At 63.9% G+C, this 15,182-nt stretch carries 10 protein-coding genes and 1 pseudogene; 5 read left to right on the top strand and 6 right to left on the bottom strand.

Going from position 1 to position 15,182, the window contains the following annotated elements:
• Positions 1-17 precede the first annotated feature (17 nt).
• Entirely contained in the window at positions 18-1,820 is a 1,803-nt protein-coding gene (gene phaC / locus QZT63_RS19060) for a class I poly(R)-hydroxyalkanoic acid synthase (RefSeq protein ID WP_290653512.1), read from the top strand.
• Positions 1,821-1,923: 103 nt separating this feature from the next.
• Here phaC and QZT63_RS19065 read toward each other — a convergent pair whose 3' ends face one another.
• Complete coding sequence (locus QZT63_RS19065; RefSeq protein ID WP_290653514.1) at positions 1,924-3,126, bottom strand: bifunctional alpha/beta hydrolase/OsmC family protein; 1,203 nt, start codon at positions 3,124-3,126, stop codon at positions 1,924-1,926.
• A gap of 408 nt (positions 3,127-3,534) precedes the next feature.
• Between QZT63_RS19065 and QZT63_RS19070 the strand changes: the two genes are divergently transcribed.
• Together QZT63_RS19070 and QZT63_RS19075 are read left to right on the top strand one after the other, a co-directional pair.
• Positions 3,535-4,506 (top strand): hypothetical protein, encoded by a 972-nt coding sequence (locus tag QZT63_RS19070; RefSeq protein ID WP_290653516.1) that lies wholly within the window; start codon positions 3,535-3,537, stop codon positions 4,504-4,506.
• Between the two features lie 516 nt (positions 4,507-5,022).
• Positions 5,023-6,960, top strand: a complete 1,938-nt coding sequence (locus QZT63_RS19075) for an alkaline phosphatase family protein (protein WP_290653518.1) — start codon at positions 5,023-5,025, stop codon at positions 6,958-6,960.
• 142 nt (positions 6,961-7,102) lie between these two features.
• On the opposite strand, the gene QZT63_RS19080 is transcribed toward QZT63_RS19075, so the two are convergent.
• The 3 genes and pseudogenes from QZT63_RS19080 to QZT63_RS19090 form a co-directional block, all read right to left on the bottom strand.
• On the bottom strand, positions 7,103-7,837 hold the full coding sequence (locus QZT63_RS19080) for a tellurite resistance TerB family protein (protein ID WP_290653520.1): 735 nt from the start codon (positions 7,835-7,837) through the stop codon (positions 7,103-7,105).
• Positions 7,838-8,088: 251 nt separating this feature from the next.
• Positions 8,089-8,187, bottom strand: a pseudogene (locus tag QZT63_RS19085) (transposase domain-containing protein); the annotation flags it as partial.
• 129 nt (positions 8,188-8,316) lie between these two features.
• Positions 8,317-9,156, bottom strand: coding sequence for a universal stress protein (locus QZT63_RS19090; RefSeq protein WP_290653522.1), 840 nt, complete (start codon positions 9,154-9,156; stop codon positions 8,317-8,319).
• A gap of 325 nt (positions 9,157-9,481) precedes the next feature.
• Here QZT63_RS19090 and QZT63_RS19095 point away from each other — a divergent pair, with 325 nt between their 5' ends.
• Entirely contained in the window at positions 9,482-11,143 is a 1,662-nt protein-coding gene (locus QZT63_RS19095; RefSeq protein WP_290653524.1) for a putative PEP-binding protein, read from the top strand.
• A 144-nt stretch (positions 11,144-11,287) separates the two neighbouring features.
• On the opposite strand, the gene QZT63_RS19100 is transcribed toward QZT63_RS19095, so the two are convergent.
• Positions 11,288-12,127 (bottom strand): universal stress protein, encoded by an 840-nt coding sequence (locus tag QZT63_RS19100; RefSeq protein WP_290653526.1) that lies wholly within the window; start codon positions 12,125-12,127, stop codon positions 11,288-11,290.
• Positions 12,128-12,640: 513 nt separating this feature from the next.
• On the opposite strand from QZT63_RS19100, the gene QZT63_RS19105 reads away from it, so the two are divergent.
• On the top strand, positions 12,641-14,179 hold the full coding sequence (locus QZT63_RS19105; RefSeq protein ID WP_290653528.1) for a hypothetical protein: 1,539 nt from the start codon (positions 12,641-12,643) through the stop codon (positions 14,177-14,179).
• 428 nt (positions 14,180-14,607) lie between these two features.
• On the opposite strand, the gene QZT63_RS19110 is transcribed toward QZT63_RS19105, so the two are convergent.
• Positions 14,608-15,162 (bottom strand): hypothetical protein, encoded by a 555-nt coding sequence (locus QZT63_RS19110; RefSeq protein ID WP_290653530.1) that lies wholly within the window; start codon positions 15,160-15,162, stop codon positions 14,608-14,610.
• Between the last annotated feature and the right edge of the window lie 20 nt (positions 15,163-15,182).

A 15,182-nucleotide genomic window follows, 5' to 3' on the forward strand; every position in this document is an offset into this window, starting at 1 on the left:
AAATGAGGGGAAACTCCATGAGTCAGTCCCAAGGTCCAACATCGCAGGTTGATCCGGAAAAGCTCTCCAATTCCATGCTGGAGGTGGCGGGAAAAAGCCAGAAGCTTGTCCAGGATTTTCTCTCGCGGCAGGAGTCGATGAAGACGATCAGCGGGGATGATTCCCGCCACATGCTGCAGCTGTTCCAGGATTTCTATGCGCGGCTGATGGCTGACCCGGTGGCCCTGGTACAGGCCCAAATGCAGCTGTGGCAGAACTACATGTCGCTGATGCAGAACACCAGCATGCGCATGATGGGAATTCAATCCGAGTCGTCGGTGAAGCCAGGGGCGGGCGACAAGCGTTTCAAGGACGCCCAGTGGGAGGAAAACCCACTTTTCGATTTCATCAAGCAGTCCTATCTGCTCACGGCAGATCATGTCCACAACACGGTGGCGAACGTCGAGGGCTTGGACGACAAGACGAAGCGTAAGGTGGATTTCTACACCCGACAGTTCGTCAATGCGATGTCGCCGTCGAATTTTGTCGCCACGAATCCGGAGGTTCTGCAGAAGACCATCGATACCGGTGGCCAGAACCTTCTCGATGGTTTGAATAAGTTGCTAGAGGATCTGGAGCGGGGTAACGGTGAACTCAAGATCCGCATGACCAAGCCGGACGCGTTCGAGGTCGGCAAGGACGTGGCCATGACTCCCGGCAAGGTCGTGCACCAGAACGAGCTGATGCAGTTGATTCAGTACGAACCAACCACAGAAAATGTTGCGAAGCGGCCGATCATCATTACGCCGCCATGGATCAACAAGTTTTATATCCTCGACCTACGCCCGGCGAACTCAGTCGTTCGCTGGCTGGTCGAGCAGGGCCACACGGTGTTCATCATCTCCTGGCGCAATCCGACGCCGGAACTCGCCGAGAAGAGCTTCGACGACTACATGCTGGAGGGGCCACTGACCGCGTTGGATGTGGTCGAGGAGATTACCGGCGAATCGGAAATGAACATGGTCGGGTACTGCCTCGGTGGAACGCTGCTTGCCTGTACGCTGGCCTACTGCGCCGAGAAAGGCGACAAGCGACCCCAGAGCGGCACGTTCTTTGTCACGCTGCTGGATTTCGAAAACCCTGGAGATCTGGAGCTGTTCATCGACGAGGAGCAACTCGACGTGCTCGACAAGCAGATGGGCGAGCGCGGTGTGCTCAAGGGCAGCCAGATGGCGACGGCCATGAACATGCTGCGGGATAACGACCTGATCTGGTCGTTTTTCGTCAACAACTACCTGCACGGCGAGGACCCGTTCCCGTTCGATCTACTGTACTGGAACCAGGATTCCACCAACATGCCTGCGCGCATGCACTCGTTCTACCTCCGCAACATGTATCTCAAAAACCGTTTGCGGGAGCCCGGCGGTATTACCCTCAATGGCGTGCCCATCGATCTCTCCAAGATCGCAGCGCCGGCCTATTACATTTCCACCAAGGAAGACCATATTGCCCCCTGGCTTGCGACCTATGAGGGGGCGAAGCTACTGTCCAGTAACGTCAAGTTCACTTTAGGCATGTCCGGCCATATCGCCGGCATCGTGAATCCGCCGTCAAAGAACAAGTACGGCTACTGGACCAATCCCGAGAGCGGCCAAATCCCGGCGAGCCCGGACGACTGGTTGGAGAAGTCCGAGTTTAATGAAGGCTCCTGGTGGCCGGACTGGCAGCGCTGGCTTGCTGAGCTAGGTGGTGACGAAGTGCCGTCGCGCAAGGTGGGCAGTAAGAAGCACCCGCCCATCGAGGATGCGCCAGGCAGTTATGTTCGGGAACGCCACGACTGACCCATGGGCGCAATGGCTGGAGGTCGGCTGTGCGCCGGGCTCCAGCCGTTCCCGCTACGTTTAGAGTCGTCGAGCTGGTACGCCTGCGGCGTTCTCTGCGGGGTCAGTCTATCGACAGGTGCGAGCGAATCCGGATCTCACCCTCTAGCGTGCGGTGCACCGGGCAGCGATCCGCAATCTCCAGCATCCGCTGCCGCTGTTCTTCGCTTAGGTCACCTTCGATCGAAATGGAGCGCGTCAGCTCGTCCAGTCTGCCCTCGCGGGTTTCGCAGTCTTCGCAGTCCCTCGCGTGCACTTTGCGGTGCGTCACCCCGCAGGTCACTCTGTCAACCGGCAGCTTTTTCTGGCGGGCATACATGTTCAAGGTCATCACGGTGCAGGCGCCCAGGGCAGAAGCGAGGTACTGATACGGATCAGGGCCCATGTCCGTGCCGCCATGGGCTTGCGGCTCATCCGCTGTGAGCCCGTGCCGACCCGTTTGCACGCTGCACAGAAACCGGTCCTCCGTGCGCCCCCGCACCAGTGCGCCGTCGGCCGGCTCCGGTCGCTGAAACTGCAAGAACCGGGACGCCCAGGCCGCCATCACGCCACCGGCGTACTCCGAGTCCTCGGCGCTTGAGAGCAGATGATCGGCATTATCGAGGCTGATAAAGCTCTTCGGGTGCAATGCCGCGGCGAAAATGGCCTGGGCCTGATCGACGGAGACGATTCGGTCGTTGGGTGCGTGCATGACCAGCAGTGCGCGTCGCAGGCGTCGCAGGCGCTCCGCCAGGTCATGGTTGCGCGCGTCTTCGATGAAGTCGCGCCGGATTCGAAACGTCCGCCCGGCGAGTTCGACCTCGGCACTACCCGTTTCCTCGATGCGCTCGCGGTCTTCGCCGAGCTGCTTGAGGACGTGATCCGGGCGCGAGGGGGCGCCCAGTGTGGCAACCGCGCGCACGCTCTGCAGACGTTCGGCGACGGCGAGTACGGCGGTACCGCCCAGCGAGTGGCCCACCAGGAGCTGGGGCGCGGCCAGGTGCTCCGTCAGCCAGGCGGCGGCATCTTCCAGATCGTCGAGGTTGCTGGAGAACGTGGTATCGGCGAAATCGCCTTCGCTCTCGCCCAGCCCCGTGAAGTCGAAGCGCAGCACCGCGAAGCCGGATCGGGCCAGCGCGCGGGTGACGTTCCGGGCTGCTTTGATGTTGCGCGAGCAGGTAAAGCAATGGGCAAATACCGCCGTTGCCTGCCAGGAGCCACCTGCAGGCAGCTCCAAGGTGCCGGTGAGTTGCAGGCCGTTGCGCGCCGGGAATCGAATGGTGGCCATGGGCAGTCCTGTTCAGGTCAGGGGTGACATGGAGGGGACCTTCGGTGCTGGATCGAACCACTTCCAGCATAGCAGTCCGGCTGCGGCGGGGGCGTAAAAATGCGCCCAGCCAAGCGGTTGCCAGGACCACGGCATCGAGCAGGTCGTCTTCCAGGTCAGGGTAGGGGGGCAGCCCGCCGTAAGTGAACAAAGACGGCAGGGGAACACCGAAGTCGATTCGACCCGCGCTGCCGTGCCTGAGGACACGCTACCGGGGAATCTCTAGGATGACCTGTGCCGCGATACGCGTTCTGGCCAAAGGAGCGCTGGCCGGTTGTGTAACGTCGGCGGCGCCCTCCCATACAGTACACGGGTCGTTATACTGATCGCAGCGCCCGACCAACGAGCGAAAACAACTTGTGAGGGACTATGCCTGCACGCCTCGCGGAGGTAAACGAGGAAGCTTCCGAGCTGATTTTCGAGCGGATTCACATCGACGTCGCTCGCAACGCCAGCGATGACTTCAACCCGTTCCACGATAGCAGCAAATGGAGCCGCATTCAGGGCAATCCCTTTGGCGGCCCCATCGCTCTGGGCTTTCAGCTCGAGTGCCTGATGGAGTACCTGGTCAGCATCCAACGCGACCAGGATGGTCTGGAGGCCCCCGGCACCGGCTTCCGCAACTACCAGTTCACCTTCGCTGACGTGCTTCACCCCGGTGAGCCTTTTTCACCCCGGGTTCACCCGGCGCGGCGCACTACCGACCGAAATGGACGGCCCTTGCTGAGCAACCGCATCACGGTGCGCAAACGCGAGGGCCTTATCCTCCTCGGTAACGTCCGCGACAGTGACACGCCCCAGTGCGCGGTCGCCGAACAGGGCCTTGCCCTGCTGGGTGTCATGCCGGCGGATATTCGGGCCGCCAAGGACCGCTCGACCATCCCCGGCACGGGTTTCTTCCTGAAGCGCAAGTACCTTATGAACGGGAATGCGAAAAACCTGATTTCGGCTTCGCTGGCGGATCAGAACTGGTATTTCGACGAGATCGAGCGTCGAATCAACTTCCCCGACATGGTGCCCGCCTCGCTGATCTCGTGCGCCCTGCTGGAACGCGCGGACGCTGTCGGGCATGACTTCTACACCGACCCCATGGTATACGCGGCGCACCATATCAGCGTGGATCAGGGCCGCGCGCGCCGACTGCGAAGCAACGACATGCTCCATATTCTTGTCGATGATCCGGTCGAAGTCGCCCAGGCCGAGGGGCTGCGCGGCGCCAAACTCGTGCAGCAGCGGCACCGATGCCTCGGGATACTCTCCGACGGGAGCACCCTGTTCGGGGCGGAAGTCCTGCTGGCGCCATTGCGGTCCATCCACTTGCGCGGCGGCGAGTCCTGCTAGTGTCCTGTTCGCGAGCTGGTCTGCCGTCGTGGGGCAGGTGCTCGGCATCGTCCGCCCGGCCGCGCCCGGCTCGCCGGCGGGCTCTGGGGCCTGTTCCCCGGTGAAATATCGAGCACGATGGACCAGGCTGGTGCCGCCGGCGTTACGCCGACGGCCTCTGTGCCCATGGTCTGTCGCTTCCTGTGCGTGTTGGCGTTGTCCTCGCCGGTGCGGTTGGGCGCGTGGCCCTGCGGCGAGGCCTCGAAGGCGGCCAGCGCTTCCAGCCACTGCTTGCAGCCGGCATGTCAACCCGACTCATTCCAGAGGCAATTCGCGAGTAAGATCGACGACCAAGCGCAGGCGCCGACAAACGCGGGGAGGGGTGCTGCGGGTGCTGACGGACGAAACGGCGATTTATACTGCCTATACACAGATATGTCGGCATCCGGGGCCTCCACCCGCCACCGCAGTCTTCGTTACCATGGCGGTTTGGCCGCTGCGACCGGCCCGCCCATCCATGGATGCCGAAGGTCGACAATGATGTCTCCCGACACCGCCGCCGACACGCTTCCCGACGTTCTCGCCGGGCCAGTGCTGCGACGAATTGCCCCGTTGCGCCTCGTGATCTGGCTGGTGGCCTCGCGCCCCCTAAAGCTCGAGCTGATGCTTCACCCGGCGGGACACCCCCCGCGCCGTCTGACCCTGAACGACCGCCGCCTTAGGCGCGTGCCGCTGGGCCGCCATGCCTGGCTGTACCTGATCGACGTGCCCCTCGACACGCCGTTGCCCCACGGCGTGCGCATCGACTACGACCTGAAGATCGCCGTGGACCAGGGGACGATCGGCATCGCCGACTGGGCGCCCCACCTGTTGCACGAGGGGGCGGCGCATCCCTGCTTCGTGCTCGCCGGCAACCATCGCCGGCTTCTCCACGGTTCCTGCCGACGCCCGCACCATGACGGCCCGGATGGCCTGGTGCGCGCCGATGCCTGGCTGGCCGAGCGGCGCGAGACACCCGAGGCCTGGCCCGCCTGGCTGTTGATGACCGGCGACCAGGTCTATGCCGACGACGTCGCCGGCCCCATGCTGGTGGCCATCCACGCGCTGATCCACTGCCTGGGGCTCTTCGACGAGACCCTGGAGGGCGCCACGGTGGACGACAGCCAGGCCCTCTACAAGGCCTCTGCCACCTACTACCGGCGCGAGGCGCTGTTGCCGGACATAGAGAGCAGCGCCGACCTGCGCGAGCGCTTTTTCGGCGGCGTGCGCAAGCCGGTCTTCACCTCGGCCAACGCCCACAACCACCTGATGACCTTCGCCGAGGTCATTGCCATGTACCTGCTGGTTTGGTCGCCGGTGCCCTGGCGGCTGGTGGAGATGGCCGAGCCGCCGCTGGCCGAGGAAAAAGCGGCGCTGTTTCGCCGTGAGCAGGCGATCATCGAGCGCTTCGTCGAAGGGCTGCCAGCCTGCGCACGTCTGATGGCCCACATTCCTTCGCTGATGATCTTCGACGACCACGACATCACTGATGACTGGAACCTCACGGCGGACTGGGAGCTCACCGCCTACGGCCATCCCTTCTCGCGGCGTATCATCGGCAACGCCCTCCTCGCCTACCTGCTCTGCCAGGGCTGGGGCAACGACCCGGACCGCCTGGCCGGACCGGTGGACGAGGCCGCCGATCTGCTGGAGAACGCGGCGAACACCGATGGTTGGTTGCCCACCGAAGAGCAGGATGCCGTCATCGGGCGCCTGCTGCGTTTCCAGGGCTGGGAGGTAGAGGTCGACGGGGCGCCGAAGCTGATCATGCTGGACACCCGCACCCGACGCTGGCGGAGTGAACGCAGCCCGAAGCGCCCTTCCGGGCTGATGGATTGGGAGGCGCTGTCGGAGCTTCAGCAGCACATCCTTGACGCCCCCTCGGTGGTCATCGTCTCGCCGGCGCCGATGTTCGGCGTCAAGCTGATCGAGGTGATCCAGAAACTCTTCACCCTCGCCGGCAAGCCGCTGCTGGTGGACGCCGAGAACTGGATGGCCCACCGCGGCGCGGCCAGCGTGTTGCTCCACATTTTCCGCCACACGCGCACGCCGGGGCATTACGTGATCCTATCCGGCGACGTGCACTACTCCTTCGCTTACGATATCCGCATCCGCCATCACCCAGAGGGGCCCTGGCTCTGGCAGATCACCTCCAGCGGCGTGAAGAACGCCTTCCCCGATACCCTGCTCGGCTGGTTCGACCGCGCTAACCGCTGGCTCTACGCGACGCGTTCACCACTCAACTGGATCACCAAGCGTTGGCCCATGGAGATCAGCCCGAGAGACCCCGACCAGGCCAAGGCGGGAGAGCGACTCTGGAACGGTGCCGGTATAGGCCTGGTGGAACTCGACCAGAGCGGGCGCCCGCACAGCATTCTTCACCTCGATGCCCGCGGCTTCGACGTGACCTTCCCGCCCCGCAATCAAGACGCCTGACGCCGCCGCCCCCGGGGGCAGGCCCGCAACCACCAGGCCCCAAGGCCCCCCCCTGCAGCGAGCCGAACGAACGTGCCGGCGGCCGAGGGAGAGCGTCCCAGGCCGAAGCCGGCGGCCAGTCAGAGAGTGATCGTCTCCACGCTCACCCGGCCTTCAGCGCCTGGCGTTCCAGCTCGACGGCCAGGGCCGGTTCCAGGTCGAGTGCCTTGGCCAGCTGGTCGAGCCAAGCCCGCTCCATGGGATTCTGCTCGTCGATCACCGCCACGCTGACCAGATAGATCTCCCGGGCCGCCTGGGGGGAGTCGGCCTGACGCGCCAGTGCCTCGGCGTCCAGCGGCGCCTTGAACTGCCGCTCGACCCACTCATGCAGTTCCCGGTCGGCACCCAGGGCGTCGATCTGCTCGTTGAGCAGCGCTTGCTCCCGCTCGTCGACATGCCCGTCCGCCCGCGCCGCCATGATCAGCGCCTGCAGAAGCTCCAGGCTGCGCTGCTCCACGGCCTGGCCACTCAGCTGTTCCACCGGTTGGCCCTGGTTCGTGCTGGTTGTCTCATTGCCGCGGGAACCGGCCTGGGAATTCTGCCAGGCCTTCCAGGCGAGCACCCCGACCCCGGCGATGGCACCATACTTCAGTGCCTTGCCACCCAGCTTGCGCCCACGCTTCGAGCCCACCAGCAGCCCCAGGGCGCCACCGCCGAGCAGGCTCTTCATGTCGAATCCACCGCTTGCGGAGGCGGCTCCCTGCCGGCCACTGGCCTGCTGGCCACCGCCGTACTGTCTTGACAGCCCCTCGAACATCCCCTGTAGATCAACACCGCCGGCGCCGGATTTGCCGCCGGCCTGCTGCATCAACTGATCGAGAATCCTGCTGGCGTTCATGGCGTTGCTCCTCTTGGAAAGTGTCCTGTAGCTGACCTGCAGCCAATCTTGTCGTTCACATCACCGGTACACCGCTGACCCGGCAATGCAGGTGGAAGGCTGAAGGGATAGTAGACCAGAAGGCCGAGGTTGCCGCTTGAGTGACCGGGTCGCGGTCCGCCCGAGTGGCACCGAGGAGCGCTGTTGGCTACGGGATTGCGCCGCTCAGCCCAGATCCTGCATTGTGAGACCTGCTGACAGCAGGGCGCGCGGAGTGCCTCCGGCGTCCTCGCCGTCGGCAGTTGCTCGAAGAGGTCAGTCAGGTAGGCATACGGCCCCAGGCCGCCGGCTGTGGCGGTTAGGACCAGCGCATTCTGTGTGTCCCCCGGTTGCAACCCCGTCGTCCCCCAGGGCGAGCCGTTGTTGCATCCGATAACAGGGCGGGGGTGGGGGGCGAGCGGACCGGCGCAGCGTACCGACGCGCCGGCGCAGCAATGACGTCAGCCGTCGGCACGGGGCCGTAACGCGAGCACCGGGCAATTGATACTGTGAATGACGTCGCGAGCGACGCTGCCAAAGGCGAGCTTGCGCACCCCGGTGTGGCCATGGGTGGTCATGGCCACGATGGCACCCGGGTAGCCCGCCACGTACTCCGCGATCGTGCGGCCCGGATCCCTTCCGTGCAGGACGTCCCAGTTGGCCTTCAGGTGGTGGTCGCGTTGTACCTCCGCGGCCTTGGACTGTAGATATCCGGACTCGGCGGCATCCTGGATCATCGCCTGGTGCGATGCCTCCGGCTGCTGTACTTGCACAAGCATGAGTCCGGAGCCGGTGGCGCTGGCCATGGCCGCCGCAGGTGCGAGGATACGTTCGGACAGCTCGGAGCCATCAAGACAGGCGATGACGGTCCGCAGTGGTCCCTGCCAGTCGGCACTGAAGCGGGGGCCGATCAGGGCGACAGGGTGGGCGGAACCTTCGAGAATGTCGCTGGCGACACTGCCCAGGAGGACATCTCCGATGGCGCTGCGGGCGTGGGTTGCCATGCACACCAGGGCGTCCGGCGATTGATTGATCACTCGCATGAGCGTGCCTTCGCGCTCGCCAATCGGCACGGTGTTGAGATCGGCTTTGAGGATGGAGATCTGCGGTTCACGGATGCCGCGCTGCTCCGCTTCCTCGCGGACGCCACGGCGGCGCGCCTCGATCTCGGACTCGGTGGGGACGATGGACACCAGATGCAGGCTGCGTCCGGTCTGTTTCGCCAAGACGCTGGCGGGAATCATCGCAGCCAGTGAGCGCCGGGTCCAGTCGACGGGGACAATGACTTCCGGGGTGGTCATTCTCTGCTCCTCCTGTGCAGGCGCCTGGATCGAGGCGTCCCGTTGGTTAAGAGGCTATCGTGTCGCGGCCGTCATCCCCTTGATCAGGATCAACAGATCACGCATCGGTGTGAACAGCCGCGCCGTTGCGCCCAAGTGGTGGGTTTGCAGTTGTGGATTTTCGGCGGGCTTGAGGGACAGGGTGTTTAGGATGCCTATACTTCCAGAAGGAAGGCGCGACCAGCCTCCGCTCGTCATGCAGCGCCTACATTGGCACAATGGTAGCAGTCAAGCAGGCACCGAGGCAGCTCAAAAGACAGCGAATTTCGGCTACAGGACACTAGCCATGGCCACTCAGGGCGAAGTTCGTTTGCGGGGCTTACCGGTGAGCCCGGGTGTGGCGCTCGGCAGAGCCTGTTTCTATCGCTCCCCCGCCCACCCAACCCGCACGGCGGGAACCGCTCACACAGCGATCGCGGAGAAGGCGCGCCTGCAAGGGGCACTTGAGGCGCTGACCGGGCGGCTGAATAGCCTTGCACGGGATGCCGAGGCAAGAATCGACGCAGAGACGGCGGCCATCTTCGGCGTGCACCGGATGATCCTGGACGATGCAGAGCTCCGGCATCTGCTGTTTCGGGGCATCGAGCAGGAAGGCCTCAGCGCTGAGGCTGCGGTCAGCCGAGAGCTGCAACGCTACCAAGGCAAGCTGCGCGCGCTCGATTCAGAGTACATGCAAGAGCGTGCCGCGGACATCGCCGAGCTGCAACAAGCACTGCTCGAGCGCCTCAGGTGTCATAAACCCTACCTACAATGCGCCCAGGCAAGCGGTTGCCAGGTGGGCGAGTGCCGTCTGCACAATAACCACATCCTGGTCGTGCTGGAGCTGACCCCCGGACTCACCCTGGAAGTGGACCATCAAACGCTGGGGTTTGTGGTCGAGAAAGGCGGGCCGACGTCACATGCGGCCATCCTCGCCAAGGCCCTGGGGCTTCCCGCCGTCAGCGGCATCGAGCGGTTGGAAGGCACCATACCGTTAAGCGCGGAGATCCTGGTGGACGGCGATTCGGGCCTGGTCATCCTCAACCCGTCTGCTGACACACTGGGGCACTATCGCAAGGCCCGCCGCGAGGGGCGCATCAGCCGGCCGGTCACCGGACCGGTCCCGGACGTGACAGTGCTGGCGAATATCGACCTGTCCACCGATGTCACCAAGGCCGTGGCCGCTCAGGCCGAGGGCGTCGGACTGTACCGTACCGAGATCGAAGCGTTGGTTAAGGGCCGCTTGCTCACCGAGGCCGAGCAAGAAGAGCGGTTCAGGGACGTGCTAACGGCGATGGGCGACAAGCCGGTGTATGTCCGCCTGCTGGACCTGGGGGCGGATAAGTCGGGTGAATGGCTGGAACTGCCCGCTGAGGCCAATCCGGCGCTTGGCATGCGCGGCGCCAGGCTGCTGTTGTTCCGTCCCGAGCTGCTCCGGGAGCAGGCGCGCGCGTTGACCCGGGCAGCGCGATTTCGTCGTGTCCACGTCGTCTACCCCATGGTCGCCACGCTCGGTCAGTTCCATCAATTGCGGGCCTTATTTGATGCCGCCGCGGATGATCTGCCGCCGGGCTTGCTCTCCCACGGAGTCATGTTCGAGGTGCCTTCCGCCTGCGTGCAAGCAGGGGAGCTATTGGCTGCGGCGGATTTCGGCTGCATCGGCTCCAATGATCTCATCCAATACCTCTTCGCTGCCGATCGGGGTAACGAAAACATCGACTACAACGAGCTCCTCGGCGAGCCGGCCCTGTGGAAACTGCTCGACGATGTCAGGCGTGCCGCGATGGAAGCGCGCACGCCGCTTTCGTTATGCGGTGATTTGGCCGGCGATGCGCGTATTACGGCGAAAATCATTGCCGCCGGGTTTCAAGTGATCAGCGTCGCGCCAGGCGCCATCTCCCAGGTGCGGCAAGCCGCCCAAGGCGGCCGTAGTGCGTATGCAAACCGCAGCCAGCCTCGGTCGAGTTGACTCACTGGAGGCCGGGCCGGGCGCGGTGTTGCGTCGCGCGCTCTCGTGCACAGTCACCGCGGACGCCGAGTTCCGCGGTCCAGGCGGCGGGCCGGGGGGAGATCACGGGTCGACCGCCGGTGATGGCCGCACCGTCACGGCGTCTCACTGAGGGCGCTGGACGATACAGATGACGTCGGACTGGATGTGGTCGAGAATCCGTTCTGCCGTGTTGCCGACCACGGCTCCCGTCATGCCGGTGCGCGGGATTGAGCCCAATATGACCAAGGGGTTATCGAGCTCTTGCGCCACAGTGCTGATCAACGCATCGGGCGAGGCGTCTCCCACGTGGGCCTGCCCGGGTCCGACGCCCGCACGTTTGGCGAGCTCTGGCGGCTGGACGACGTTCGTCGAGCCGCTGTAGGCGCTCACGGCGTGCAGCTCGGCGCCGGTGAGCAGCGCGAGGCCTTGGGCAAACTCGAGCACATGGTCGGTCAATCGCTGATGCGGCTCATCCTTCGCGCGCATATCGACGGCCGCGAGGACCTTGTCGACCCTGTCGTGCTCTTCCGACTTGACGAACAGAACGGGTGAGGAGGAATGACGCAACAGCATCCAGTCCGTGGTCTTCAGCACCCGCCGGTGGAGGGCTGATCGTGGCGTGCTCGCGCGGACGACGAGATCCGCACCGGATCGGGTCGCGGCACCGACCAGCGCCCTGCGCCAGTCATCCTGGCATTCGATCTCGGTCGTGATTTTTAACCCATTGGCCTGCTGCAACGCTACGATCTCTGCCAGCCACGCGCGGTGGCGTGAGTGCTCCGCCTCGCGAAACGCCTCGCGACGTTCAGTGGGGAGGCTGCCCGGCAGACTGAAGCACAGGTACGCATGAACGACGGCCCCCGTGACCTGAAGCGCCATGTTCGCCGCGCGCAAGAGGGCACGCTGGGTGTTCGTGGTGGGGTCGATCACACAGAAAATCTTTCTAAGCCGCAACCTCGGCATGACCGTGTCCTCGACAAAGCGGGCGGGCTCCTTGCGCGCGAGCGCTTGCAAGGCCGAAGCCGTCAGTAGATTTTACAGTCAAGACGCGAGCCCCTGATCACTTGACGACTGGCTAAGGCGTAGCATGGCGTTGGTGATGACGCAATAGCGGTCGTACGCGTGCAGGGTTGCCTGATGCGTTGTTGTGAGCGACCCCCCTCACTGGCCCAGCGATACTGCTCGGGTGCCATTTCGGGCCATGCCCGCGCGCGGACTCTCCGGCGTGGTGTTGGATCGGCTCGTAGCCCCTGGGCCCTGCTTCGCCAGAACCGTCAGAAAGCCTTACAGGTCACCACCGTTCGCCGATACAAGCACTCCATATCGCGGTGTTTCAGTGTGGCAGGCTAACTGCATGTCGAAGCATTTGTTGGAGCAATGGAGCGATTGGCTGGTCCCTGCGTATAGACAGCCATCAGGCCAAAGCGATGACCCTATGCGACAGGCGCCAGCGCGGCTGAGTCGACGGGGGTTACAATGGCTATTTATGGGCGAAACGAGGCGGATTGGTTCCTTCGATTAGTTGCGAGGGGGACGCTGATACTCGCCATGGCGGCGTTCCTGGCAGGCTGCTGGGGCGGTAGCAGCGACGACAATGGCAGCGGGGTGGAACTCAGTGGCACCATCGCCGGACCCGATGAGTCCGCGGCGGGTGCCGGCGGCGCGGTTGGCACGGCGGCAATGCTGAGCACCTCGGCTGTTGGGATGGGCGCGAATGGCGAGACCGAGTGCGAGAATGTGCCGCGGGGATACGTCCCGTTGCGCTCAGCCACTCTGATCGCGCTCGATGGCAATGACGAGGCGTTGGGGGAGTTCGCGCAGACCGACGCGTGCGGGCTGTTCTCGGGGCGTGCACCGCGCGGTACCCAGACAGTTCGCGCTGAGGCCGCTGGTTATCGCCCGCTGGAGACGTCGGTGCAGCGTTTTACCGCGGAGAGTCGAAGCCCACTTGCTTCAACCATTTCCGCCGATTCCGGGTACGTCATCGGTGTGCTCCAGCGGCAGTCGGACGGACGGATGGCCTTCACGGTCGTGGATGACAAGACCAGCCGCAGCGTGATCGGTATCCCGGCCCGGGCGTTCTCGGTCGAAGTCAACGGCGCGCAGGTCGGCGTGACGGAGATCAGCGATGCCGCTGTCACGGGCGAGGCGGCTTCGGTGGTTCTGGTTCTCGACGCGAGTGGGTCGATGAGCCGCGGGGCGTACATCGACCCCGACGGCGTTCGGTTCACTCGGTGGCACCTCACCCGTTTGGCAACCCATGAGTTTCTGGATAGCAAGGCCCCCGCTGACAAGGTGGCGTTCTTGATTTTCGATCGCAGCGTCGACTTTATTGATAATGAGTGGATCGAGAACAACTGGACCGTGCGCAGCAGGATGGATGGGTCCGAAGTGGGGTATCGGTTTAGCGACAGTGGGTTTACGACCGAGGCTGAGGACTTGCGGCTCATTGCCGACGCGTTCAGTCCGTATTCCTCTGTTTATCAGAATCCGCGGACGTCTTTCAGACTGCCGGATGCGGAGATGCACCCGGTGACAGCGGCCCTGGACCTTGAGATCGAGCGGTATGCCTGGGGAGGTTTCACCGCGCTGTTTGCCGCTGTCGATGAGGGCATCGATCGGTTGCTGGGCGCAGGCAATGAACGCAAGGTGTTGGTGACCATGGGGGACGGTGGCGATAATTCCTCATGGCCGATCACAAAGGAGCACGTGATTGAGCGGGCGAACCAGAACGGGATTACCATGTACGCCGTTGGTCTGGGGGTAGGTGATCCGGATCGCCGTCGGGCCGCCGGTGCTTTGCGTGATTTGGGTGAGGAGACCGGCGGCGCCTATTTCGGGGTCGAAAGCCTGGATTTGCAGGGGGCGTTCGACAGCATCCAGACGGGTATCGTCTTCCAGTACCTTGCCACTCTCACAGAAGAAGTGAATCCAGGCGACACGGTGAAGCTGACATTGTCCATTTCCGGGCTTGAGGCCGAGCGCGAGGTCACGATAGCGGGAGCCTCGGAGTAGTGTGAGACACGAACAGGCCGCTGCAAAAGCGGCGAGGGCGGCCAGTTGCAAGGCCCGCGGAGCGTAGCGGCAGAGACATAACAGATCGTCAGCGAGGGAGCGAGCACCGCGCAACGCCGCAGAGCTGGCCGCCGCAACCCTTTTTTTAGCGGCCTGGCAAATTGCGCACGCCGCCGGTGCGCTGATGCCCAGGCCGGAAGCCCGCTCTGTGAGCAGTCGCTTGTCGCCACGACAACGCGTGGCGCACAGGGCGGGCTTGTCACTGCCTCCCCGGTGAGCGAGCGAAACGCGTAGGCGTTCAACGGCGGTGTCGGCATTCCCCCGAGTCCGTAACCCGACCACCAGCACACACCGCCACGCGCTTGGCATGCGAACCACGCATGAGCCACCCACCCAAGCCCGAAGAACCCGCCGGTCGAGCTGGACTGCTACAGATAGAAATTGATGCTGACGTGGGCCACCCCTAGGTTGAACGTCGTATCACCGGGATCCGCATCGAACAGCTCGGCACCCACCCGGCCCGAGACACTGAAGTGACGCGCGACGTTATACTCCGCGCCGAGGTGACCGGCGATGCCGAACACATCGACACCGTCGGCAAAGATGGTGACCTCGCCATCGACAAACGTGCGAAGGTTCCCGGTATCGCCGGGGAGTTGGTAGAACCGCGAGCCGCCGCGCAAGAGCACAGCCGTATCGTCGCCGGAATGTACCCTGATCGCACCATAGGGCATGATGTCGTCCGTCAAGAAGAATCCGACGTTGTAGGTCATCTCTTCTAGAGAACTCATGCTGGCGACACCACCCCCTTCAAAGTCACCAGTAAATGGATCAAAGTCACCGGGCAATACAGCGGTGAGCGATTCGGCAAAACTCATATGCGTGAGCGTCAGGGCAAAGCTGCCTTGCCCGGGTTGCTCGGCTTGGGCTGTACCGACAAGCATCACGGATGACACGGCTAACGTGGACAGGATCTTGCGCATTGTATTTCTCCTTCTCTAAT

It is taken from the genome of Aquisalimonas sp. (genome assembly GCF_007120195.1).
Classification (GTDB): Bacteria; Pseudomonadota; Gammaproteobacteria; order Nitrococcales; family Aquisalimonadaceae; genus Aquisalimonas.

Coding starts and splice junctions, on each gene's coding strand:
- phaC (WP_290653512.1), top strand. CDS start 18: ATGAGTCAGTCCCAAGGTCCAACATCGCAGGTTGATCCGGAAAAGCTC.
- QZT63_RS19065 (WP_290653514.1), bottom strand. CDS start 3,126: ATGGCCACCATTCGATTCCCGGCGCGCAACGGCCTGCAACTCACCGGC.
- QZT63_RS19070 (WP_290653516.1), top strand. CDS start 3,535: ATGCCTGCACGCCTCGCGGAGGTAAACGAGGAAGCTTCCGAGCTGATT.
- QZT63_RS19075 (WP_290653518.1), top strand. CDS start 5,023: ATGATGTCTCCCGACACCGCCGCCGACACGCTTCCCGACGTTCTCGCC.
- QZT63_RS19080 (WP_290653520.1), bottom strand. CDS start 7,837: ATGAACGCCAGCAGGATTCTCGATCAGTTGATGCAGCAGGCCGGCGGC.
- QZT63_RS19090 (WP_290653522.1), bottom strand. CDS start 9,156: ATGACCACCCCGGAAGTCATTGTCCCCGTCGACTGGACCCGGCGCTCA.
- QZT63_RS19095 (WP_290653524.1), top strand. CDS start 9,482: ATGGCCACTCAGGGCGAAGTTCGTTTGCGGGGCTTACCGGTGAGCCCG.
- QZT63_RS19100 (WP_290653526.1), bottom strand. CDS start 12,127: ATGCCGAGGTTGCGGCTTAGAAAGATTTTCTGTGTGATCGACCCCACC.
- QZT63_RS19105 (WP_290653528.1), top strand. CDS start 12,641: ATGGCTATTTATGGGCGAAACGAGGCGGATTGGTTCCTTCGATTAGTT.
- QZT63_RS19110 (WP_290653530.1), bottom strand. CDS start 15,162: ATGCGCAAGATCCTGTCCACGTTAGCCGTGTCATCCGTGATGCTTGTC.